Below are 24,223 nucleotides of genomic sequence, written 5' to 3'. Positions count from 1 at the left end.
ACTGCTATTTAATAGCTCCCTTTACCACACCGCCGATAATCCATTTCTGTGCAAAGATGTAGACAATGACCATTGGTGATAGAGCTAATAGGTATGATGCAAATGCTAAATTAAAGTCCGTACCAAACTCAGACTGGAAAATATATTGAACCAAAGGAAGAGTCGCATCTGCCGGATCATTTAAGATGATCAATGGCAGCATAAAGTCGTTCCAAGCCCATAAGCATGTTAAAATTCCAACAGTTGCATTAATCGGGGTTAACAAGGGGAAAATCACTTTCCAAAACACTCCCCAAGTACTGCAGCCGTCTACGATGGCCGCTTCCTCCAGTTCCTTTGGAATCGACCGAATGTATCCTGTGTAAATAAAGATATTTAATGCAGCTCCATACACAATGTATAAAAAGATCAGTCCACCTTGGTTATCCATACCAAAAGCGGCGGTCTGTTTTACCAGTGGTAGCATAATAATCGGAAATGGGATAAACAAGGCACTGACAAAATAGTAATATAGACCTTTGAAAAATTTGCGATGCAAATTTCTGGCGATGGCATAAGCAACCAATGAGTTTGTTAAAATCGTAAAAACAACTGTAATTACTGTAATAAATGCACTGTTTTTTAATGCTGCAAAAAAGTTAGTAGATTCAATCGCCTTTTTAAAGTTATCGAAATGAAAACCTAAAGGAAGAGAAAGTACAGATTGCGCGAGCTCATCAGGTGTTTTTAACGCAATTGAAACTGCAATATATAATGGGAAAAGTATAAATAATGATCCTAATGCAATTAGAATCGTAACTGGCCAATTCGTCTTTTGTTTCAACATTACATATCCATCTCCCTTCTTTGGAGAACCTTGATTTGAAATACAGAGATGATAACAATCACAATAAAATAGATAACTGAGTTGGCTGATTGGTAAGCAAATTCTCCGCCTTGGAAGCCACCTTTATAAATGAGAAGTGAAATGGACTCCGTGGCACGGCCTGGTCCGCCACCTGTTAAGGCAACTACTTGATCAAAAACCATTAAGAAGTTTTTCATAGAAAGCACCATATTGATTGTGAAGAAAGGAGCAATCATTGGAAATGTTATCTTCCAAAATTCCTGCCATTTATTCGCTCCATCGAGACTTGATGCTTCGTATAGTTCTGTTGGAACTGTCTGCAAACCTGATAAATAGAGAATGACATTGAAGGCACATGCTTGCCATACAGCTACAATGACGATTCCTATCCATGCAGAATTTTCACTCCCTAGAATATTAGTCGATAAAAATCCAAGATCCAGTTTATCTCCTATTTGTGGGATTACATTAGAAAATATAAAATTGAAGATAAAACCAACAATTAACACGCCAAGGACATTTGGTAAAAAGTATGCAGCACGAAAAAAATTCTTTCCTTTAATTTTTGCATTTAGTCCCATGGCTATCATTAGACTCAAAACGTTAACGAGTATCGTTGAAATAATCGCAAACTTAAAGGTAAATAAATAAGAATTTAATATGTTAAAGTCCTTAAATAAATTAAAATAATTTTTGAATCCTACAAAGTCGTAAGTGAAACTTAAGCCGTCCCAGTTTGTAAATGAATAATAAATGCCTTGAATAGCTGGAAATGTATGAAAAATAGCGAAAAGGAGAAGTGCAGGTACTGTCATTATATAAAAAGGTAAGTTTTTGAGTTTCATAGTTTTCTTCTTTTCTTTTATCCTAGCAGAGGGAATACTACCGTTTTTTAAGGCGAAATCTTCTTTACTCACTTCTTTCACTCCTTTATAAAGATGGAGAAATTAGGATTCCCCCACTTTCTCCATGATTAAATTATTATTTACGGTTTGCTACTTTTTCCCATTCGGTATCTAGAGTTTTCAAGTATTGATTAACATTTTTTTTCTGTGTAAGTACTTGCAATTGCTTTTCAAGGGCAACAGCAGTTGGTACATAGTGGTCAGGAAAGTCAACAACTGCACCTTTTTCAAAGCTTACTTTTAATCCTTCTAACTCAGGTGCTTCCTGTACGACACCTGTTTTAGCTGAAAAGGCGTTTTGCTGTGTAAGATATTTTTTCATATTTTCATCACTTAAAAGAAATTCAATGAACTTTTTAGCTTCCTTCGGATGCTTGGTTGTCGCAGACTGCGCCAGTAATAAATCGACTCCTGATACAACCTTTGAGTCACCAATTGGGTAAGGGAATACGCCTACCTCAATGTTTGGATTTGCTTTTTTAATTTCTGGAATCGCCCAAATACCTTGAAGATACATAGCAGACTCACCTTTTGCAAAGGCTACATTTCCGTCATTATACGCTTTACCAGCCTGATCTTTATGGCCATATTTGAGCAAGGTTACTAGCTTTTCAGCTGCTTCCTTGTGCCCTTCTGCAAATTTCGTATCTTTCTTATCTAACTTTTTAAAGAAATCTTCTCCCTGTGTGTTTGCTGCGAGCACATTGTAAGCGGGCAAGGCCGTCCATGCATCTTTAAAGGTAAAGTAAAATGGAATTTTTCCTGCAGCTTTTACTTTTTCCGCTGCCGCGATAAACGCTTCCCAAGTTGTTGGTACTTCAATGCCTAATTCTTTGAAAATAGCTTTGTTATAAATTACTGCATTGGCATTTGCCGCATACGGGATTCCATATACTTTGTCCTGTTTTGAAATATCCTTTAACATGTCAATATACGCTGGCTGAATATCATTTAATGCGCTGTCTTTCGAAACATCTTTAAATGCTCCAGCCTTTGAAATCTCTGCATATGATACATCCCCGCCCATCCCGATGACATCTGGGAGATCACGTTTGGCTACCCGTGTTTTTAATACGGTTACAGCATCTGGTGGATTAGTAACAACAATATCAATATTTGGGTTTTCTTTTTCAAATTTTTTGGCTAATTCATTAAATGTACCTTTTGCTTCGGATTTGTACTCTAAAAACTCAATTTTAACCTTTCCATTTGCACCGCCTGAAGCTTCATCCTTGCTGCCGCACCCTGCTAGAACAGACAGAGCAAGCATACCAGTTGCTACTAACGAGATTGATTTTTTCATAGAAAACCCCTCCAAGATTTAATAGTTTTTTATTTTTATCTAACAAATGGATTTGGATACGATTACAAAAATGTATCTGATAACCTTACCGAATCCATTCGAATAACCTTATTATGATTTTTTGGCGCTGACACTATCTCGAATAATTAACTCCGTTGGAAGGACTACCTTCAGCGGTACGGATCTTCCCTTTAAACGATCATAGAGCATTTTTACCGCTGTTTTCCCCATTTCATCCCCATGTACTTTTACAGTTGAAAGACGCGGATTCATGAAAGCAGCAGCTTCGATATCATCAAAGCTAAACACCGATACTTCTTCCGGAACTTTGATACTTGCTTCATGCAGGGCCCGAAGCACCCCTAAAGCCATGGGATCACTTCCTACTACAATCGCACTTGGCATCTGGCCAGTTTCAATTAATTGTTTCGTTAAAGTATACCCACTGGTTGGTCCCCAATCAGCCTCTAAGACTTTAGCAGGATTGTATAGCCCCTTCTCTTTCATGATTTTTTCGAAAGCATTTTTCCTCGTATCTTCTTTTTCAATGGTTTTATTACTGCTAACCCCGAAGACCAATCCTTTTCCGCCTAAATAGGCGATATCTGAATGACCAAGGCTAAATAAATGCTCTAAAACTTGGTATGTTGCTCCCTCTAAATCAGAAATCACGGTATCAACATTATTCTCACGAGGTAAATAGTCCACAGCTACAATGTTGTTATTCTCATAGTAAATTTCTTTTAAATCTTCTATATCCACATCTCCAATAACAATGAGACCATCTAAACCACTCAAGCCCTCTGCTGTAATGTTGCTCTTTCCAACTGTCATCGTAGAAATGATATTTAGGGAATAATCATTACAAGTACTTTCTACCCCAAGTCGGATAGACTGAAAATACGGGTCTATTGTTTCATCATTTAAAATGATTAAACCAATATTATAGGATTCGGTTTTTTTATCAGCTTTTACAGTCTTTTTTCTCAAAGGTTTATAATTTAACTCATTGACCACTTCGATAACTTTTTTTCGGGTTTCCTCTGCCACAGAAAGTGTGGGATCGTTGTTCAATATCCTTGATACCGTTGCCGTTGAAACATTTGCCTGCTCCGCTATGTCTTTAATAGTTGCCATTCTCACACATCTTTTCTTTTAGTTAACTTAACTAAATTTATTATTATTAATATACCACCGTTACCGCTTACATTCAACATATTTTCTAGAATATCAGTTAAATTTCGTGAAATTTTCATCATTTTAAGTAAAACCGGCTAATTTTACTAGTTATGTTTACTAATAAAAAAAGGTAAAGTAACTAGTTTACTTTACCCTGAAATATACGCTTATATGTTATAACACATCTTTAGTACCAAATTGTAGAATGCCTGCTTATATTTGTAGTAAACCGACTTTTTAAAAAAAAGGCTTTGTTAATTAGTGTTGTTGTTTTAGGAAAAAAAGTGATTCCTAACGTGGATCCATTCAAATCCAAAGCTACTTCGGTCTCCAAGACTTCATGATGACCACTTTGATATTTTCTTTTTGGTTACGTCCCCATGATCACCCCATGAGGACTTTCTTTCCATTGATTGAGGACAGTTGCCTCCGTTTCATGAGGCGTATTGTCCTCAAGAGCCGTGATTGTGGACAGTTCCCACCGACTCTCGGGAGTTTTGTCCTCAAGATCCGTAATTGTGGACAGTCCCTCCGTCGCCATGAACATTCAAAGGCAGCCTTAATCACTTTCCATCGCCAATTGGAATATATAAAATCAACAAAAGGTTACTAATAGAGCTAAAAAAAAAAATAAAAAAGGGGCAAATGCCCCTTTTTAATTACTTCAATAAATATACCCTTGTTTCATAAGGCTTTAGCGTGGAATCTTTCCGTAGTTTCTTATCCGCAACATCATAATTGTGAAGGACAAGCTTAGAATTAGAATAGGATAAGCCGCCTGGAACACGAAACCTTGTTGATTTTTCACTAAAATTGTTAATCACAACCGCCTTATGCTTACCTAATCGGCGAGTGTAAACAAATAGCTTCGGATGATTGGCTAATAACAATTCGTAAGTGCCGTAAACAAATAGTGGATTGTCTTTTCTTAGGCGAATCAATTTTTTATAAAAAGATAAAATAGAGTCAGGGTCATTTACCTGTGCTTCTATGTTAATCTCTGTGTAATTAGGATTTACACCGAGCCAGGTTTGGTCCGCCGTTGTAAACCCACCCTTGTTTGTTGCATCCCATTGCATCGGAGTCCGGGCATTGTCACGGCATTGCTTCCAAATGATGTCCATAATTTCATCGTGAGAACGGCCTTTGGCTGTTTCAATCTTGTAGTAATTAACCATTCCAACATCATTGTAATCTTCAATAGAAGGGAATTGGACGTTGGTCATCCCAATTTCCTGGCCTTGGTAAATAAACGGAGTACCCTTCATGAGGAAGTACATGGCGCCAAGCATTTTCGCACTTTCTTTCCAATATTCCTGTTCATTTCCCCAGCTTGAAACTCGGCGCGGCTGGTCATGGTTTTCGATAAACAAGGCATTCCAACCCTTACCCTCAAGACCCATTTGCCATTTGGTTAAATTCTTTTTCAACGCACGTACGTTGACACGGCCCTCTGAATCTTTATCCCACAGGCCTAAAAACTCAAATTGAAAAATCATATTGAAATAACCGTTTTCTTCGCCAACCCAGCGATCGGCGTCATCAAGCCCGACACCGTTTGCTTCTCCGACCGTCATCACATCATAGTTTTTGATCGTTTTTTGCGAGAGCTCCGTTAACCAGTCATCAATACCTTCCACATTCATCATATATGGAAAGCAGGATACATAATCTTGATTTTCTGGATTTGGCATATCTGGGAATCCCGATTCCTTTTTGATATGAGAAATCGCATCGACCCGGAAGCCGTCGATTCCTTTATCCAGCCACCAATTGACCATATCGTGCAAGGCATTTCTTACCTCAGGGTTTTCCCAATTCAAATCAGGCTGGCGGGCGGAGAAGATGTGCATGAAATATTGCGCTGTTTCTTCATCATATTTCCATGCAGAACCACTGAAGATAGATTCCCAGTTGTTCGGTTCCTTGCCATCCTTACCTTCTCTCCAAATGTACCAATCACGCTTCGGGTTGTCTTTAGAGGAGCGGGACTCAATAAACCAAGGGTGTTCGTCGCTCGTATGATTGATGACCAAATCAAGGATCAATTTCATGCCGCGCTTATGCACTTCTTCAAGCAGCTCATCAAAATCAGCCATCGTTCCGAATTCATCCATAATATCTTGATAATCGGAAATATCATACCCATTATCGTCGTTCGGTGATTTGTACATCGGAGAAAGCCAAATAACATCGATGCCTAACTCTTTTAGGTAGTCTAATTTTGACGTAACTCCTTTTAAATCCCCAATTCCGTCCCCATTGCTATCCATGAAGCTTCGGGGATAGACTTGATAAGCGACACTTTCTTTCCACCATTTTTTATTCATTCTCGCACCTCTATTTTTAAAAAGTAAGACCCCTTACACCCACCACATTTGTGAAACGGGCTCTTCAATTAAGACAGACTTCAAATTAACGACTGCACGTTTGAATCCTTCTTCAATCGACATAATCGGATCCTCGTGTTCAATGCTGACAACATAATCATAACCATAAGTACGGAGCGCACTCATCATGTCAGACCATTCTTTTAAACTATGTCCGCAGCCAACCGAACGGAAGGACCAAGCACGTGTACGTACTTCCCCATACGGTTGCATATCAGTTAATCCATACATATTCACATTTTCCTGATCAATGTATGTGTCTTTTGCATGGAAATGGTGAATGGCATTTTCTTTGGCTAAAATTTTAATAGCAGCAACTGGATCAATTCCCTGCCACCATAGGTGACTTGGGTCTAAGTTAGCGCCAATGGCATCACAGGTTTCCTCACGCAGCTTCAAGAGTGTATATGGTGTGTGGACTAAAAAACCTCCGTGTAGTTCAAGGCCTATTTTCACGTTGTGCTCCTTAGCAAATTGGCCAACTTCCTTCCAATAAGGAATCAGTTTTTCTTCCCATTGCCACTTTAACACGTCGCCATATTCATTAGGCCAAGGTGTTACAGGCCAATTTGGATATTTCGCCCCTTCATGATCTCCTGCTGTTCCTGAAAAACAGTTAACAACCGGCACTTCGAGAAGCGAAGCAAGTTTAATCGTTTTTAAGAGTGTTTCATGCGAGTTGTTAGCAAATTCTTTTTCAGGAGAAATCGGGTTTCCATGACAGCTGAATGCACTGATTACCAGTCCGCGTTCCTCTACCTTTTGGATATACTCACGTCTATCCTCTTCACTTTCCAATAACCCATCTAAATCACAGTGGTTGTTTCCAGGATAGCATCCCGTTCCTATTTCAACTGCATGTAGTCCGGCTTCTTTAACTGTATCAAGCATTTCCTCGAATGATTTTTCAGCAAATAATACGGTAAAAACTCCAAGTCTCATAATGAATTCCCCTCTCTATAACTGCTCGCTCTTTATACGATTGATCCGTGATAGGTAACTTGTAGACATCAATAGAGAGATGGCGGCCCAGTATGGTCCACCACCCTTCTTATCTAACGCAAAATTATGATAGCTCGCTCACTTTAACAATTTGTTTTGTTTCACTTGATTGAAGGGCTGCTAAAATCACCTCTAGTGATTTTTTTCCTTCCTCACCAGGAACAGGTGGCTCTTGGTTATGAATAACAGCATCTACAAAATGGTTGATTACATGTGTCGTACGTTGGCCGCCCGCAGCATTCGACTGAATTTTTCCAAGCTGATAATTTACGACTTCACCGTTGACATATTGAACGACAAGTGAATTAGTTGGATCATCCTCTAACCGTAGAATGGCTTTTTCACCATAAATAATCGTTGAATTATCTTCCTTACTGACATAAGCCCAACTTGCCGCAAGTGTTCCGATAATCCCGCTTTCTGTTTTTAATACACAAACCGCATTGTCATCAACATCAGCAAATTCTTTGGCACTTGTTTCAACGAAAGAACCCACCTCGGTAATTTCTTCACCTAGTACATACCTCAGTAAATCGGTCTTATGGACACCTAAATCGCCCATTGCACCAACGAAGGCTTTTTCTTTTTCAAAAAACCAGCTTTCTTTCCCATCTACACTCCATCCCTCTGGACCGCCATGCCCGAATGCTGTGCGGAAACTATAAATTTTGCCGATTTCCCCGCTTGCAATCAGCTGACGTGCTCTTTGATGGGAAGGGACAAAACGCTGATTATGAGCAATCATTAACTTCTTGCCACTTTCTTTGGCCGCGGCAATCATTGCTTCGGCTTCTTGTTTAGAAGTTGCCATTGGTTTTTCACAAAGAACATGAAGGCCGGCATTTAAGGCAGCAATCGAAATTGGGGCATGAAGATAGTTTGGTGTACAAACGCTGACTGCATCAACCGTTCCGCTGCTTAATAACTCTTCATAGTTTGTGTAAGCAGTGACTTCATATTTCTCTGCTATTTCCTTAACCCGGCTTTCATTGATATCACAAACAGCCACTAGCTCTACATTTTGGTTCGCTTTATATTCAGGTAAATGACGATGCTGGGCAATACTGCCACATCCGATTACTCCAACTTTTAACTTTTTCATTATTTTTGTCCCCCTTTGATTGGTTCTAATGGTTTCGCATTTCCGTAGACAGGACGTTCCCTTTTGACAGGCGCGGCCCATTTTACTGCATTGATAATCACGCGTTGAATTTGCTCGTTATGGTAGGTTGGATAGGTTTCGTGGCCCGGTCTGAAATAAAATACTTTCCCATTTCCACGTTTGTATGTACAGCCACTGCGGAATACTTCGCCGCCTTCAAACCAGCTTGTAAAAATAAGCTCATCCGGCTGTGGGATATCAAAATGCTCCCCATACATTTCTTCTTTTTCTAATTCAATATATTCATTGATTTCTTCTGTTATCGGATGGCTTGGACTCACCACCCAAAGTCGTTCTTTTTCATCAGCTTCCCGCCACTTTAAATCACAGCTGGTCCCCATTAATGTTTTAAAGATTTTTGAAAAATGGCCAGAATGGAGAACAATCAGTCCCATTCCATCTAGAACACGCTGTTGTACTTTCTGTACTACTTCATCTTTCACTTCTCCATGTGCTAGATGTCCCCACCAAACTAATACATCGGTAGCAGCTAGTACATCATCGGTTAAGCCATGTTCCGGCTCATCAAGAGTAGCCGTTCTTGTTACAATTCCTTCAGACTGAAGGAATTGGGCAATCGTACCATGGATCCCGGTTGGATAAATATCTCTTACGACTGGATTTTTTTGCTCATGACGATTTTCATTCCATACAGTTACCTTTACCATAATCTACCTACTCCTTCTTTATCGTTCACTTTAACTATTATTTTAGAGAAAGAAAAAATTTATGAAACGGCTTACATTGACACGAAGGGTGGAAAATATTGAACCTAATAATCCTTTGACGTTAAATTAAAAACAATTTAGGTGAGAAAAACCCAGAATAATTAATAGTCCATTTATAATTGGTTTGTAATAGATTCCAAAAGAGCTCAAACTCTATCACAAATATTAACAACTATCTCGCTTATATATCTTTATATCAGCCTTTGCAACAACATCAGGCCAACTTAGTTTCAATCGTCGGCAAATTGTCGTACTTAAAACTTGCCCCTTTCTCTTAAACAAATCATATTCTGTTTGTTTCGTTGATCCGATTCGAAGCAATTCTTTTTTTAAATCCTCAAGGGTTTCTTCGTTTGATTTCAATAAAACTACCCCCATTTATTGCAGCCGAAACCTGGCATATCATTTAACTTTGGATTTATTTATTAGTCTCTCTTTTGCCAGCCATGCTCCTCCAATTACGCCTGCATTATTACCTAATGTAGCAATAACAATCTCTGCACCTTGTGCCACTCTTGGAAAAGTATATAAAACAAATTCCTCTTTCAAAGGTCCTAACAAAGTGTCGCCCGCTTTTGAAACGCCGCCTCCAATGACAATTTTTTCGGGATTTAATCCATTAGCTAAATTCGCCAGAGCCAATCCTAAATGGTATACAACCTGTTGAATGACTCGCTTGGCGAGTTCATCCCCTTCGTTTGCAGCATCAAAAACCAGCTTGGCCGATATAGTTTGATGTTTCTCGTAATAGTCTCTTAATTTACTAATATCATTGGTAGAAGCTAATTTCTCTAGTACTAATCGGGTAATTCCTGTTGCGGATGCTACAGTTTCTAAACATCCTGATTTCCCACAATTACAAGGTGAGCCGTTTCTAGGAACAGATGTAATATGACCAATTTCACCACCGGCTCCATTTACACCATGCACAATCTCACCATTGACGATAATCCCGCCTCCGACACCAGTTCCTAATGTTACACAGATTAAGTTTTTAGCTCCTTTGCCAGCACCCTTCCACATTTCACCGATTGCCGCAATATTAGCATCATTTTCTACAGCAACCGGCAAGGAAGTTTCCCGCTCGAGAATAGCTTGTAAAGGGAATTTCCTCCATCCCAAGTTAACAGCCACCTCAATGGAACCATCCACATTAACAGGACCCGGCGCTCCGATTCCGATACCGATTAGCCTATTTTTTGTTTGATTTAATTCGTTTAACTTTTGGTCAATCGTGCTTGCAATCGTTGTAGGAATATATCGGCCGCTTTCCCTTTTGTCAGTATCTATTTCCCAGCTATAAATGATATCGCCATTCAGACTGATAAATGCCAGTTTAATCGTGGTGCCGCCTAAATCCACACCAACTAACCATTTCGCATCCATATCCATTCACTCTTTTTCATCTTTAAATTTGTGATTTTTTCACATAATTAGCATTTGACTTGAATCTTCTATCATAAATAAAAAAAATTCCAAATTGTTTCCTGCAGCGTCCCCAAAAAATACACTAACTCCACTAAGGGTTTTCCATATTCCTATTATTTCTACAGATTTCGGTGTTTTTCTTTCAAATAATTTATGCTGATTTCAATGCTTTCAAATGGTGTACGGCGGCTTAAATCCTGCTCGACGACCCACCACTGAACACCGGCTTCTTCTCCCATATGCAAAATTGCATCAAGGTCAACGCCGCCTGTACCAAGCTCCGCAAAAAATTGTTCTCCATCTGTCGTCATGTCTTTTAAATGAATGAGCGGGGTTCTCTTTTGATAACGATTGATCCACTCCACCGGCTTTTCGCCTGCTTTTGTCAGCCAATACACATCCAGCTCTGTATACACATTGTCTGCCTTAGTATCATCAAAAATAGCTTCGAGCGCCGTTCTGCCATCAGACATACGATTAAGTTCAAAATCGTGATTGTGATAACAAAGGGTGATGCCCTCCTGACGGCATGTTTCACCAACTTTATCTAATAAAGAGATAAGGGCTTTGTAATCATCCTCGCTGCGACGATCTGGCATTATGTAAGGGCAGACAACATACTTACTTCCTAGTATTTTCTGATCTTCTATAACCCCGGCTAAATTATTTTCCAATAGTTCAAGTGGCACATGGCTCGCTGCTGCCTGAAGGCCAAGCTCATCCAATAACACTTTTACTTCTTTTGCAGGCAATCCACCATACCCGGCAAATTCAACACCATCGAAGCCAAGCTCTGCCACCTTTTTTAAAGTGCCAGCAAAATCTTGCGCGCTTTCTTCCCGCAATGTATACATTTGTACAGCTACTGGAATTTTGATCATCCTTATCCCCCACTTTCTTGGAACATTACTTATTTGATTACATCTTATATTGTATATCTAAAAATAAACATAGATGATATAATTAAAACATCTACTATTTTGCTATTTTTCTATTTTGTTAGAATAGAGGGAGCTTATGACGACAAACATATTTTTTTGCGGCTATTCCTTTCACACAAATGGATATCATTCTCAACATAAATCCGGATACCCTTCGTATCTTTTCAGACTGCAAACAGAAGGTCTCTGCGAAGTAGTCGTGAAGGGGAGAAAAATGGAACTCGCGAAAGGAGACCTACTGCTCATTAAACCTGGGGATCACTACGAACTGCTTGTCAAAGAGGGGCAAAACAGCGGGGATTATCACTTAGTTTGTGAAGGCGCGTGGATGGACGAATGGTGGAGCCGTTCTGAAAAGCCGGATGTTTCCCGAATCGATTTGGATGAAAAGCTGTTGACCTTATGGCGCCAGATCATGATTGAAAAACGCCGTCCATCATCCAGCCAAAACGAAGAGCTCTCCGGCTATTTGCTGCGAGCGCTCTGTTTATCTCTGGAACGGGCTATCAGCGAAACCGGCCGATCCTTCAGTCACCCGTATACGGTGACACGGATGATGCGTTACATTGAGGAGCATGCCACGATCGCCTTTAAAGTGGAGGATGTGGCGCAGCATGCTGGGCTCAGCGTCTCAAGGTCCGTTCATCTATTCAAAAGCAGCGTTGGGAAAACGATGATGGAATACGCGCAGGCAATCCGCTTATCCTCGGCCATTGAGCGGATGAAATACACTACACTGACACTTGAACAGATTGCTGAAGACTGCGGCTTCGGAACCTATCCTTACTTTCATAAGGTATTTAAAAAGAAATACGGCGTTGCTCCTGGTGCATACAGGCGGATAGAATACTAGATTACATGTTTGCCTTATACATGTAATGTTTTAATAAAATTAGAAAAGCTAGAAATCACTGAGTTTCCCACTTCACATCAGTATTTCTAGCTTTTCTATTAATTTTATAAAATCCACATTTATATATCTAAAATAGGATTTTCCCGTCCATTAGGTATGACTTCTTACCCTATCAAAGTCTTTGATGACTTCGTTTGTCTCTGCTGATTTAAAAATCGTTTCCATCAATTGTAAGACACGCAAAACTTCCTCATTTTTGATGATTGGTTCTGCTTTTCCTTCAACTACAGAAATCACATTGTCATAAAAGCTTTCCATCGTCTTATCTACTTTCGGTAAATCCGATGTACTGACAGCTTTTTCAGACGGAGGTGCCATCGTTTTCGTCAACCCTTGCCCGGCTTTAATCGGTTTCGGAGCTTCTACCTCCACTCCCCGATTTTGCGTCACGATTTTACCGTTAATATCCCAATCATGGATGACTGCCGTTCCTGTTGTTCCTTTTGCGTACCACCGCGGCAGTTGAATGAAGTTTGTTGTTCCCACTTCCACTAAAGAGGTGATGCCGTTTTCAAACGTGATAAACACTTGAAAACCATCGTCTACTTCGTTCCCTAAAATATAACTTAAATTGGCATAGACACTCGTAATCTTACTGTCGATCATAAATAGCAGTTGATCTAGTAAATGGACACCCCAGTCCAGCAGCATCCCCCCGCCATATGCCTTCTGATGGCGCCAGTCTCCCGGAATGCCGTTTGCTCCTTGTACCCGTGATTCAATATGAAAGACATCTCCGATAATCAGTTCATCGTATACTTTTTTTATCGTTAGAAAGTCTTCATCCCATCTGCGGTTTTGGTGCACAATAAACGCTCTGTCATTCATTTTTGCAGCCTGCATAATTTCGATTAACTCTTCACTGTAAATAGTGACCGGCTTTTCACAAATTACATGCTTTTTGGCGTTTAAGGCTGCGACAGCGATTTCTTTATGCACATCGTTAGGAGTGGCGATAAGAACAAAATCAACAGAATCGTCGGCTAAAACAGCAGCTAAACTTTCATATACCTTGTATCCATCAGCCAAGGAAGCGGCTCTTCTTTCCCCCAGAATATCATAGGTTCCAACGACATTTATGTTTTGGTTTTCTTTGAGCAGCTTTCCATGATAGCTTCCCATACCACCGTAACCAACTATAACTAAATGATAGTTTCTATTCGTCATTTTTATATCTCCTTTTTTTGCCATCATTTTCTCGATAGGTTTTCTTTAATTCTCACTTCTGCTTTTTCAAAACATTACTTATTTGATTACATCTTATATCTTGGATATGCAAATAAACATAGATAATATAATTGAAATATCTATTATTTTGCTATTTTTCATTCTTCCTTCAAAGTTCAATTAACGTGTTAAATGACCTTTCGCCCATTTTTCGCAAGAATAAAGAAAAGCACTCGGTGCAAATCACATCGAATGCTTCGAATCATCTACTCCCTGCTTATAGTTTGGAAATTTATAAGCACCTAAATGACAGCCATAATGGCATGTTTATTCATTAAAATAAATCGCTTCTCCCGTTTGAGCTGACTTATAGATTACTTCTAGAATTTCAGTAACGTGTGGATTATCGAAAAATAACCAATGTAAAATCGAAGGAAGATATATAACTTAATAGATGAAAAGCAGACGGTATAGCGGGAATCTTTATAGATTCTCGTTACCATCTGCCTTTTGTTCATCTATGGTTAAAGGAATTTGGTGACTGCATGATTGACGTTCAACCAATTTATGAGGAATGATAATGCGCTTGGTTGGTTCTGTTCTGTTTTCTATTTTTTGAATTAAACTCCAGGATGCCTGGTATCCAAGATCAAAAATATTAATATCCATTGAAGTTAAGGGTGGTTTGGACATTTCTGCTAAGAGGACGTTATTAAAACTAACGACTGAGATTTCTTCCGGAACCCTGATTCCCAGCTCATCTAATGTACTAAGTACACCTAGTGCCATTAAGTCATCAACCACTACGAGTGAAGTTGGGCGTTGCTCAAGTGCCATTAACTCACTCACCGCCTCTTGACCGCCTTCCCTTAGGAATTCCTCATGAAGGATATATTCATTTTTTATAGGAATGTTTGCCTTTTTTAAAGCCTGCCTATACCCATTCAACCGGTCAACCGTAACCATTAGTTCTGGGTTCCCTCCAATAAAAGCAATTTTCCGATGGCCATGGTCTATTAAGTATTCAGTAGCTTCTCTCATGGCACGAACATTATCATTATCAACATGTGTGATTTCTTCTGCATCTTTAGAAGGTTTTCCAATAACAACAAAAGGAAAATCCCTTTCTCTTAAGTACGAAATGACTTTATCCTCCACCTTGGAGTTAAGAAGAATCATGCCATCTACTCTTTTCCCTTGTACCATATTAATAACTGCTTCAAGTGTTTCCTTTTCTAATTTCCCTGTTGTCATTTGCAAAGCATATTTTTTTTCACGGGCCCCCTCACTTATTCCCTGTAAAATAGAAGGGAAAAACGGATTCTGAAAAACGACATCTCCAGAACTCGGCATGACAAGCCCTATTGTTTGGGTTGATTGACTGGCAAGACTTCTGGCATTTTGGTTAGGATGATACCCTAGCTGTTCCATTGCTTTTTTAACTTTTCGTTTCGTTGCTTCACTAATTCGTGAATTATTGGCAATTACTCTTGAAACAGTTGATGGTGCGACATCTGCAAGCTTTGCCACATCCTTGATGGTAACAGCCATTTCTTCTCCCCTCTCATTCGAAGTTAATTGATTCTACTACTAATTTTAATATAATAGAAACGGTCATTTTTGCATATTCCATCGTCTTTACAGCACTTACATTTACGAAATCGGTTGCACAATCCACCCTTTATTATAAAGTGTTTACAACCAGTTATACAGCTAAAAAATAATGACTTCCCGATTTTGGTAATGATGTATCAGAAAATTTAGATTTTTTTCTGGTTTTCTATTGAATTGTGCTGAGAAAAAGATATAATAAATTTTGAAAGTGATTGCGCAAACGTTTGCACACTAACCCAGTCCTCTAAGGATCTTACATACGGCTTTTTTGTGCAACTACATGCAAACGCTTTCCTATATTAATAGAGTTAGGGAAAGGAGATTTTTCATGAAGAGAAATCAGAGAACACTACTGTCGCTTGTTACCGTAGTTGGACTAATTCTTCAGTTATTTTCTGGACTTGTGACAAGTCAAACAGCCAAAGCGGCAGAAACAACACCAAAGCAGGTTGTACTTGTTGGCAGTCTGCAGGCAGTTTTAGGAAATTCAGGAGATTGGGATCCATCTTCTGTTAAAACGCAAATGGATTACCAAGGAAATGGTTTGTATAGCCTTACTGGCACACTGCCGTCAGGGACATATGAATACAAAATCGCCATTGGAGGAGGCTGGTCCGAAAATTACGGAGACGGCGGCGCGCCTGGTGGAAACAACATTAAACTAACTCTGACCGAACAAAAAAAAGTCACCTTCTACTACAATGACAATACCCATGCCATTGCTGATAGTACCCGTTACACACTTTTAAATGAGGACAAAAAGCCCCGCTTAGTAGGAACCATTCAACCTGCCATTCACGCAGGGACTGCATGGAGTCCGGCAGACTCAAAAGCATTAATGGAGGACACCCATTTTGATAACGTCTATTCCTTTACTGCAAAGGTACCTAGAGGCAGCTACGAATACAAGATTGTATTGGGCAAGGACTGGACGGAATCCTATCCTGGTTCAAATGAGAAGCTGAATGTACTCTCTGATACGACAATCACATTTTTCTATAACAACCAAACAAAAGAAGTTTATTCAGATTATAAACCTATTGGATCTGATGGCATGATAGATAAGGATGCTCTTTATCATGATTCATGGGACCAAGTATACCGGACGCCGTTTGGGGCAGTTCCAGCAGGCAAACCTGTCACCTTCCGAGTATCGGCTAAAAAGGGTGACCTGACCAGAGCCAGCCTGTATGTGAAAAACTATAATACAGGCACAACAAAGGTTCTTTCAATGAAGAATACAGGCTGGTCAGACACAAAAGACAAAGGTGCCATTGAGTTCTGGGAAGCCACCTTTACACCGTCTGACAAAGGAGTTCACGGCTATAAATTCATTGCCGGGGATCAGGATACAACAGTGGAATACGGAGAAGACACACAGGAAGGTCATACCGGTAAAGCGGAGGATAAAAATGCAGGACTCTTCCAATTGACCGTTTTCGACCCGGGCTATCAAACACCGGATTGGATGAAGGAAGCTGTTGTTTATCAAATATATCCGGACCGTTTTTATAACGGCAACAAAGCAAATGACCATGTAAAGGATCAGATTGGAGCCCGAGGCAGCCAGCCAATAGAACATCCCGACTCCTGGTCATCCTTGCCGGATAATCCATATGAACAAGGCACTGGCTCCTACACAGGGGACGGAGAATTTACAAACGACTTCTTTGGCGGTGACATTGCTGGTATTAAGGCGAAGCTTGATTACCTTCAATCACTTGGCGTCAATACCCTATATTTAAACCCAATTGCACTTGCACCGTCCAACCATAAATATGATGCAACAGACTATAAACAGGTGGATCCGATGTTTGGCTCGGAAAAAGAATTCGAGGATTTCGCCAAGGAATTGTCTAAACGGAACATGCACCTGATTTTGGACGGGGTATTTAATCATGTGGCTGATGATTCCATCTATTTTGACCGCTACCACAAATATAAAACAGTGGGTGCCTATGAATACTGGTCTCGTATTTACGATTTAATGAATAACGAAAAATTGTCTGAAACTGCAGCTAAGGATAAGGCCAAACAGCAACTCCTGGCTGAAGGACAAACCTTTAGCCCATACGGCTTTGAAAACTGGTTCCATATTGAAAATGTTAAAGTTCCAAATGAAAAAGTCAACGGTGTTTCGACGGGTGAGCATTATAAGTATGAAGGCTGGTGGGGATACGACAGTCTTCCTGTATTCGAATCCGTTAACGGCACAAAGGTTGACCATCCAAGTGAACTTAACAACACAGCATTGGCAAATTATATTTTTTATGACAAGGACTCAGTAGGAAAAACATGGATTGATCGAGGTTCATCTGGCTGGCGCCTGGATGTAGCTAATGAAGTGGACAGTTCCTTCTGGCAGGAATTCCGCAAGCAAATGAAGTCCAAGACTATGATAGGAGCCGGAAAAACACTTCAAAAAGAAGAAGAGCCACTTATTCTAGGTGAAATATGGGATGATGCATCCAAGTACTTCTTAGGGGATCAATATGACTCAGTCATGAACTATCGTTTCCGCGGAGCCATTTTGGATTACTTAAAGAACGGTAATGCCGCTAATGCACAAAACACCCTTCTCGCTATACAGGAGGACTATCCAAAGGAAGCTTTTTATGCCCTCATGAACCTGATGGGGTCCCATGATACGGCACGGGCAGTATTCCTGCTGGGCAACGGCACTGATACGTATAACAGAGCAGAACAAGATCCGTACTACAATTTCAATGAAGGTGTGAAGCGATTGAAGCTGGCTTCTATCCTGCAAATGGGTTACCCTGGAGCACCAACCATTTATTACGGTGATGAAGCGGGTCAAACAGGATCCAAAGACCCTGATGACCGACGCACATATCCGTGGGGGAACGAAAACAAAGACCTGATTGCACACTATCAAAAGATTGGTCAAATTCGCAAGGAAAATGCTGACCTATTCGCTCATGGCGATCTGCACCACTTATACGCAAAGGGTGATGTGTTAGCCTATGTCCGGACAAAAGAAACAAAATCTGGCCTTGTCATTATTAACAGAGGGAAAACCACACAAACGGTTGATATCGATACAAAAGTGCTGCTCGCGAATGGTCTTCGTTTTGTGGATCAATTGGACCCTAAATATCTGACTACAACGAAGGATGGCAAGCTGTCATTAACAGTTCCAGCAGAGTCCGGAAGAATGTTAATAACGGTTAATGATGTTAAACAACCACAGCCTGTTAAAGAAGTTACCGGCACAGCTGGTTCTAAGGAGGTTACTTTAAGCTGGACAGGAACAGGAACAGGTACAAAATACAATGTCTATCAATCTACAGTTTCAGGTGGATTATGGACAAAAGTGAAGGAAACTACAGGTACATCTGTGAACATTTCCGATTTAAATAATGGTCGTACCTACTATTTTACTGTGACGGCCTTGAATGAAAGTGGTAATGAATCTGTACCTGCTGCCTCATCCGGCCTTGTGCCTCATTACGATGCTGCAAAGGCTAGTATTAAGGACCTGACTACTTTAGACAACGGAGAACTGAATCTGGCACAGTCCTCCAATGTTAAAGCAGCTTTTTACCTGCCAGGTGCGTCAGAAACTGGTGCAGCAGAAGGAATCACGGCCGATCTCCAAGTAAGAATGAAAGGCCAAACCGCTTGGACATCTTACCAAGCCTTGTATAATGGCCAGACTCAGGGAGACCAGGCAAATGAGTTTCAGGGAAGCTTTACAGCGTATGAGGCGGGCACATATGAATACCGAATGGCCTTTACGCCGGATTTAGGGAATACATGGGTTTACTCAATTACTGGTGAAGTGACCTTTTCACACAGCACGTCTGATACTACCCCGCCTGCTAATGATGTTACTTTGGACACTCCGATCAAGGAATCCGGTCAGGTCAACTTGAACTGGAAACTCACGCAGCCGGATCAGCCATTTAAAACAGTCATATACCGTGACGGCCAAATTCTTTCAACATTGGACGGCAGCGCCGCCACCTTCCGTGATTATCAGGTGGCAAATGGAACTGCCTACCAATATCAAGTGCGTGTCTATGACCAGGCTGGAAACCATGTAGAATCCAACAAGGTAAGTGTAACCCCTGAAATTGTTATGGTACAAGTAACCTTAAAGGTTCATGCACCGGATTATACACCTTTAGCAGCGCAGGTCAATATACCAGGCAGCTTGAATGGTTGGAATACTAGTGCCTGGACTATGAGCCGTAATGGCGCTGTCACGCCTGATTGGGAATACACAGTGGAGCTTGAAGAAGGAACTGAGCTTACGTATAAATATACGAGGGATAATACTTGGGATCATGAAGGGTTAGCAGATCATACGCCATCCGATCATTCGGATGACGATATTAGTAACTACGGCTATGGTGCCGCAGGAACCGATATGAAAATTGTGGTCACTAACCAAGGGAACAACAAAATGGTTGTACAGGATACCATTCTGCGCTGGATTGATATGCCGCTGGCAGTCAGCCAAATCGATGTCAATGGATCAACTATGACTATAAAGGGGAATGCAATTAAGGGAGCTGACCTCACTATCAATGGGGAAAAAGTGACAGTCGGAAATGATATGAATTTCACTCAATCCTTTACCGTTCAAGCAGGTCAGACACAAGTACCTGTTCACATTGCACCAAATGATACAACCAAGTCCACCATCTTTAAAGGGGACGGCGGTTCCATCAACAAGAATACAAAGAATTATGTAATCGATGTCATTACAAAAACGATTAGCGAGACCAAATAAGTGGTCATCGAAAAGGTCTGCCGGAATCATGGCAGACCTTTTTTGCCGAAAGTTAAGAAAAGCGACTTGGTATTGACATCAGCTTTCACATCTGTTGTTTCCGCATAACAGCTCGATTATAGAATCTTTGAATATGCATGGAAATATACATTAACTCTGCATCAGGATATTTTACACGGTATTTCCCTTCAACAAATTGGCCAACTTCTTTTGCACAGGAAAATGCTTCTTTAAAATTTTCCTTGATCATCGAAGCCATTTTTTGGTCATAATCATGGTTCGTCTCATTTGATAATAAACTTTTGAGCGAAAATCGCAAATGGGTAATTAATCGTTCATATGACATCGTATCTTCCACAATATTTATATTTAAACAACTTTCAATTATTCTTGTAATTTCTTGAATAGTCGTAGTGGTATCAATCGTTTCCTGCATATCTCCTGCATTCATCCTAGCAGTATGGATATGCAATGCAATATTACCTACTTCGTCTTCAGGAATTTCTACTCCTAACTTTTCTTTGATTAACGCCTTTGCCCAAAGTCCTATTTGAAACTCCTTTACATAAAGAATTTTAATTTGATCAAGTAGCGCATTTTTAATGGAAATGCCATTTGTTAATCGTTCAATGGCAAATGATAAGTGATCACAAAAAGCGACATGGATATGCTCGTTTATCATGACACCCAATTCCTTTTCTGCATAAGTGATGATTTCTTCTGCGATTTTTATATGCTCTTCCGGTAATAATTGTAATATTTCTTCGAATTTTTTATGCTCATTTGAATCCTTTATGACAAAAACTTTATCAATTTTAGCTTGATTCACCAGATCATTCTTTCTTTTCTGGAATCCTATTCCTTCTCCCATCACGATCTTTTCTCCGTCTATGTCTTTCACTACAACCGCACTATTATTTAAGATTTTATTAATTCTCATATCTTTCACCTTCCTCTTTTGCTCTTGCATTACCTGTGATTTTAATCTTGACTACAATATTAGGTTTCTTCCTTCTCCCAAAGAATCAAAGTAGCTATGAATGCGGTAATTACAGAGATACCAAGACCAATAAGGTAATGCATTAAATTTGAAATCCCTAATGGAGCTACAATAGCAATCATTGGAATTCCTGTTAAGCCATAAGAGTTTGCAACTACATGAGTAAGAACCACGTACGCTCCTCCAAAAGCACCTCCTATTGCTGCGCCTATAAATGGTTTGAAAAGTTTTATATTAATCCCAAAAATAACCGGTTCAATAATACCTAAAAATGCTGAAAAAGCTGAAGGGATTGCAATTTTTTTCAGTCTCTCATTCTTGGTTTTAAAAAATACGGCTAACCCCGCTCCTCCTTGAGCCATATTGGCCATAGACCAAATTGGCAATAAAAAGTTAACACCTATCTTTGGATTTGCAAGCAATTCCATTTCAACTGCATGTAAAGTATGATGCAGCCCCGTTACCACAATGAGAGAATATAAGCCGCCAAATAAAAATCCGGCTATTGCACCTCCAGATTGATAGATAAGCTGAAACGTATTTGTCATCATGTCACCGATGAATAATGAGATCGGGCCTATTACTAAAAGTGAGATAGAACCAATACATATGATGACTAAAAATGGGATAAAAAATAGATCTAATGCACTTGGTACAATTTTTCTCAAGCGCAATTCGAGCTTACTCATAAAAAAGACAGAAATTAATATCGGTATTACGGTTCCCTGATACCCTATTAAAGGGATATCAACCCCTAGAAACTCCATATATTCCGGTACTTTATATCCAAGCTTGGAAGGATTTAATAGGGAAGGGTGAGTTAAAATCCCACCTATCACTGCACCCAGGATTGGATTGCCTCCAAATTCCTTAGCAGCACAAAAGCCAATTAATATTGGCAAAATTATAAATGCCGCACTTGAAAAGATATCCAACATTTTCATTAATGAACTGTCAGGCGGTGCCCACTGAAACACCTTGATCATTCCTATAAGTCCCATTAGTAAACCACTTGCAACAATAGCTGGAATAATAGGAACAAAAATATTCGACAATGTCCTGGCAAATTGAATAAATGGATTCATTCTCACCTTTGGCGGCTCTGTATTGGAGATGACAGAAACTGGAGTTGGCTTTGTTTCAAGAATTGCCCTGTATACCTTATTGACAATACCGGGACCTAATATAATTTGGAAAAGTCCCATTCGGGAAAAAGTCCCATGTACACCAATCATTTCATCTATTGCAACTTTATTAATCTTACTTTCATCTTGAAGCTCAAAACGTAATCGAGTCGTGCAATGGGTCATATTAATAATATTTTCTTTGCCGCCTAATAACGGTATTAAACTTTGAGCCATAGCTATAGGTTCTTTCCGTTCGTCTTGTATATTCATCTTCCACCTTGAATTCATGAATTGTCTGTTTCACATCATGTTGTATATTGATTTTAGGTAAATAATGACAAATGCTTTAATAATGCACAGTGGCGCTCAGTAGAAAACTGAACGCCACAACTGTGTCTTATTTAAAAACCCCTTGCTGCTTTTCATGAAGAATCTTTGTTTCATCCCGTGTGATAGATATTTTTAAGGAAGGCGCCAGCATTCCACCGAAATGCTCCATTTGATACTCCGGTGATTGCTCGCCAACTTCATACATATCTTTACCGTCTACATTAACATAATTCACAAAACTCGTGACAGTGCCATTCGTCATAACCATCCAGGAATATGCTTGATACGGATTATCCGTAGGATTTGCAATGACAAGCCCACTATCATTTAACGGTTGATAGCCTCCAAAAAGAGAGTCTGAAGTAAATCCATATAATCCTTCCGGTGCGTCAAGACCGGATGCGAATTTCTCCGTGTGTGTTTTTGCAAAAAGATAGTAGCTGTTTCCTTTTACGATGACACTAGGCCGCTCCAGTTCGTCATTCACATAATTTGCTTCTAATAGAGGCGGCAGCAATTCAAATTTGGATAAATCTTTATTGGTTGCTTTGGCAATACCAATGCTGCCATTAAAAGCTTTTGAACTTTCAGGGGTTACATGGTTCAGGCGAAATTCTTCCGAACCAATATATCCATTTTTATAGGGACGGTCTTCAAGCTTTCCTGCAGTGTTTGCTTCAAATAAAAGATATTCTTCGCCAGTTTTTGGATCCTGGAAAAAATACGGATCGCGGAACGCATAAGAAGATTCTTCCTGCCCTATTTGTTCCTTTGATTGATAGTATTTACCATCTGCCTCAAGAATTATTTCATGTTTGGACCAATTCTTAAAGGTCACACTAGTGTTTGTTGTACGAACATCAGCCGTTGCAGTTGCCAGCCGCTGATCATAGCTTAGTTGAGCTTCATTTTTTTGCCCCGTTGCTGTGTAAAAGATTTGCAATTTCCCATCCTTATTCACAATGGAACAGCCGGCCCATTGTCTGGACCCCAATGCTTCTCCATCTTTAAAAACCGGCCCCCCTGACTCCCAGCTCTTTCCATCCTTGGAATAAAAATAATGAATTTCAGCTGTATCATGGCGTTTTCCAGGAAGTACATCCTTCGGAACCGATAAAGCGAAAATGATTTTAAAGCCGTTAACCACTGCGGGGTGACCATTCATATCCTGCAGGGGCCATGCATCCCAAATATAAGAATCTGACGAAATTTCAACAAGCTCATCTTTATTAAACTTTGGTGCTGTATTTTGATCATTTATTGTTAGGTTACTGACATTTTCTCTGGTCCAGTTGAATGTATCTGCATTTTCTTGGGCAGAAACGCTTGGGCTGACAATTGGTGTGAATATAGTAAACAAACCGATAATCACTGCTATAATAGATTGGCTTTTTTTAACTTTATTCCATTTCATTCTTAAATCATTTC

General features: G+C 39.8%; 18 protein-coding genes. 2 read left to right on the top strand and 16 right to left on the bottom strand.

Translation table 11 applies throughout. The features are described from left to right. Window positions 1–4: 4 nt before the first annotated feature. The 11 genes from J7E77_RS14140 to J7E77_RS14090 form a co-directional block, all read right to left on the bottom strand. Complete coding sequence (locus J7E77_RS14140) at window positions 5–826, bottom strand: carbohydrate ABC transporter permease (protein WP_374102973.1); 822 nt, start codon at window positions 824–826, stop codon at window positions 5–7. Beyond that, a complete protein-coding gene (locus J7E77_RS14135) occupies window positions 826–1,692 on the bottom strand; it encodes a carbohydrate ABC transporter permease (RefSeq protein ID WP_214715370.1) in 867 nt (288 codons plus the stop codon). The genes J7E77_RS14140 and J7E77_RS14135 overlap by 1 nt, the downstream gene beginning before the upstream one ends. A gap of 136 nt (window positions 1,693–1,828) precedes the next feature. Further along, window positions 1,829–3,055 carry an ABC transporter substrate-binding protein gene (locus J7E77_RS14130; protein WP_214715173.1) on the bottom strand — a complete coding sequence of 409 codons (1,227 nt, stop codon included), beginning with the start codon at window positions 3,053–3,055 and terminating at the stop codon, window positions 1,829–1,831. A 111-nt stretch (window positions 3,056–3,166) separates the two neighbouring features. Then, window positions 3,167–4,192 (bottom strand): LacI family DNA-binding transcriptional regulator, encoded by a 1,026-nt coding sequence (locus J7E77_RS14125; protein ID WP_214715171.1) that lies wholly within the window; start codon window positions 4,190–4,192, stop codon window positions 3,167–3,169. Window positions 4,193–4,893: 701 nt separating this feature from the next. After that, a complete protein-coding gene (locus J7E77_RS14120) occupies window positions 4,894–6,564 on the bottom strand; it encodes a glycoside hydrolase family 13 protein (protein ID WP_214715170.1) in 1,671 nt (556 codons plus the stop codon). A gap of 33 nt (window positions 6,565–6,597) precedes the next feature. Beyond that, window positions 6,598–7,566, bottom strand: coding sequence for a sugar phosphate isomerase/epimerase family protein (locus J7E77_RS14115; RefSeq protein ID WP_214715169.1), 969 nt, complete (start codon window positions 7,564–7,566; stop codon window positions 6,598–6,600). A gap of 124 nt (window positions 7,567–7,690) precedes the next feature. Further along, window positions 7,691–8,728, bottom strand: coding sequence for a Gfo/Idh/MocA family protein (locus tag J7E77_RS14110; protein ID WP_214715168.1), 1,038 nt, complete (start codon window positions 8,726–8,728; stop codon window positions 7,691–7,693). Beyond that, window positions 8,728–9,456, bottom strand: coding sequence for a ThuA domain-containing protein (locus J7E77_RS14105; RefSeq protein ID WP_214715167.1), 729 nt, complete (start codon window positions 9,454–9,456; stop codon window positions 8,728–8,730). Before J7E77_RS14105 ends, J7E77_RS14110 begins: the two co-directional genes overlap by 1 nt. A 225-nt stretch (window positions 9,457–9,681) precedes the next feature. Next, complete coding sequence (locus tag J7E77_RS14100; protein ID WP_214715166.1) at window positions 9,682–9,879, bottom strand: hypothetical protein; 198 nt, start codon at window positions 9,877–9,879, stop codon at window positions 9,682–9,684. Between the two features lie 39 nt (window positions 9,880–9,918). Further along, window positions 9,919–10,902 (bottom strand): ROK family glucokinase, encoded by a 984-nt coding sequence (locus J7E77_RS14095; RefSeq protein ID WP_214715165.1) that lies wholly within the window; start codon window positions 10,900–10,902, stop codon window positions 9,919–9,921. Between the two features lie 161 nt (window positions 10,903–11,063). After that, window positions 11,064–11,825 carry a sugar phosphate isomerase/epimerase family protein gene (locus J7E77_RS14090; RefSeq protein ID WP_214715163.1) on the bottom strand — a complete coding sequence of 254 codons (762 nt, stop codon included), beginning with the start codon at window positions 11,823–11,825 and terminating at the stop codon, window positions 11,064–11,066. Window positions 11,826–11,961: 136 nt separating this feature from the next. Here J7E77_RS14090 and J7E77_RS14085 point away from each other — a divergent pair, with 136 nt between their 5' ends. Next, complete coding sequence (locus J7E77_RS14085; protein ID WP_214715162.1) at window positions 11,962–12,738, top strand: AraC family transcriptional regulator; 777 nt, start codon at window positions 11,962–11,964, stop codon at window positions 12,736–12,738. A 150-nt stretch (window positions 12,739–12,888) separates the two neighbouring features. Here the strand turns inward: J7E77_RS14085 and J7E77_RS14080 are convergent, their stop codons facing one another. Together J7E77_RS14080 and J7E77_RS14075 are read right to left on the bottom strand one after the other, a co-directional pair. Then, entirely contained in the window at window positions 12,889–13,965 is a 1,077-nt protein-coding gene (locus J7E77_RS14080; protein WP_214715161.1) for a Gfo/Idh/MocA family protein, read from the bottom strand. A gap of 483 nt (window positions 13,966–14,448) precedes the next feature. Beyond that, window positions 14,449–15,516 (bottom strand): LacI family DNA-binding transcriptional regulator, encoded by a 1,068-nt coding sequence (locus tag J7E77_RS14075; protein WP_214715160.1) that lies wholly within the window; start codon window positions 15,514–15,516, stop codon window positions 14,449–14,451. A 391-nt stretch (window positions 15,517–15,907) separates the two neighbouring features. Between J7E77_RS14075 and J7E77_RS14070 the strand changes: the two genes are divergently transcribed. Further along, window positions 15,908–20,338 (top strand): pullulanase X25 domain-containing protein, encoded by a 4,431-nt coding sequence (locus tag J7E77_RS14070; protein WP_214715159.1) that lies wholly within the window; start codon window positions 15,908–15,910, stop codon window positions 20,336–20,338. Window positions 20,339–20,423: 85 nt separating this feature from the next. Here J7E77_RS14070 and J7E77_RS14065 read toward each other — a convergent pair whose 3' ends face one another. The 3 genes from J7E77_RS14065 to J7E77_RS14055 form a co-directional block, all read right to left on the bottom strand. Further along, on the bottom strand, window positions 20,424–21,278 hold the full coding sequence (locus J7E77_RS14065) for a PRD domain-containing protein (protein ID WP_214715158.1): 855 nt from the start codon (window positions 21,276–21,278) through the stop codon (window positions 20,424–20,426). Window positions 21,279–21,337: 59 nt separating this feature from the next. After that, a complete protein-coding gene (locus tag J7E77_RS14060) occupies window positions 21,338–22,735 on the bottom strand; it encodes a sucrose-specific PTS transporter subunit IIBC (RefSeq protein ID WP_285290567.1) in 1,398 nt (465 codons plus the stop codon). 127 nt (window positions 22,736–22,862) lie between these two features. Next, the gene (locus tag J7E77_RS14055) at window positions 22,863–24,209 is read right to left on the bottom strand and encodes a glycoside hydrolase family 68 protein (protein ID WP_214715156.1); all 1,347 of its coding nucleotides are present in this window, start codon (window positions 24,207–24,209) and stop codon (window positions 22,863–22,865) included. Window positions 24,210–24,223: the final 14 nt, after the last annotated feature.

It is taken from the genome of Bacillus sp. ISL-77 (genome assembly GCF_018613105.1).
Note: the sequence above shows the minus strand (reverse complement) of the source record. Positions and strands in the feature narration are given on the sequence as shown.

Bases quoted from the DNA above. Each gene is read 5' to 3' on its own strand.
- J7E77_RS14140 (WP_374102973.1), bottom strand. From the start codon at position 826: ATGTTGAAACAAAAGACGAATTGGCCAGTTACGATTCTAATTGCATTA.
- J7E77_RS14135 (WP_214715370.1), bottom strand. From the start codon at position 1,692: ATGAAACTCAAAAACTTACCTTTTTATATAATGACAGTACCTGCACTT.
- J7E77_RS14130 (WP_214715173.1), bottom strand. From the start codon at position 3,055: ATGAAAAAATCAATCTCGTTAGTAGCAACTGGTATGCTTGCTCTGTCT.
- J7E77_RS14125 (WP_214715171.1), bottom strand. From the start codon at position 4,192: ATGGCAACTATTAAAGACATAGCGGAGCAGGCAAATGTTTCAACGGCA.
- J7E77_RS14120 (WP_214715170.1), bottom strand. From the start codon at position 6,564: ATGAATAAAAAATGGTGGAAAGAAAGTGTCGCTTATCAAGTCTATCCC.
- J7E77_RS14115 (WP_214715169.1), bottom strand. From the start codon at position 7,566: ATGAGACTTGGAGTTTTTACCGTATTATTTGCTGAAAAATCATTCGAG.
- J7E77_RS14110 (WP_214715168.1), bottom strand. From the start codon at position 8,728: ATGAAAAAGTTAAAAGTTGGAGTAATCGGATGTGGCAGTATTGCCCAG.
- J7E77_RS14105 (WP_214715167.1), bottom strand. From the start codon at position 9,456: ATGGTAAAGGTAACTGTATGGAATGAAAATCGTCATGAGCAAAAAAAT.
- J7E77_RS14095 (WP_214715165.1), bottom strand. From the start codon at position 10,902: ATGGATGCGAAATGGTTAGTTGGTGTGGATTTAGGCGGCACCACGATT.
- J7E77_RS14090 (WP_214715163.1), bottom strand. From the start codon at position 11,825: ATGATCAAAATTCCAGTAGCTGTACAAATGTATACATTGCGGGAAGAA.
- J7E77_RS14085 (WP_214715162.1), top strand. From the start codon at position 11,962: ATGACGACAAACATATTTTTTTGCGGCTATTCCTTTCACACAAATGGA.
- J7E77_RS14080 (WP_214715161.1), bottom strand. From the start codon at position 13,965: ATGACGAATAGAAACTATCATTTAGTTATAGTTGGTTACGGTGGTATG.
- J7E77_RS14075 (WP_214715160.1), bottom strand. From the start codon at position 15,516: ATGGCTGTTACCATCAAGGATGTGGCAAAGCTTGCAGATGTCGCACCA.
- J7E77_RS14070 (WP_214715159.1), top strand. From the start codon at position 15,908: ATGAAGAGAAATCAGAGAACACTACTGTCGCTTGTTACCGTAGTTGGA.
- J7E77_RS14065 (WP_214715158.1), bottom strand. From the start codon at position 21,278: ATGAGAATTAATAAAATCTTAAATAATAGTGCGGTTGTAGTGAAAGAC.
- J7E77_RS14060 (WP_285290567.1), bottom strand. From the start codon at position 22,735: ATGAATATACAAGACGAACGGAAAGAACCTATAGCTATGGCTCAAAGT.
- J7E77_RS14055 (WP_214715156.1), bottom strand. From the start codon at position 24,209: ATGAAATGGAATAAAGTTAAAAAAAGCCAATCTATTATAGCAGTGATT.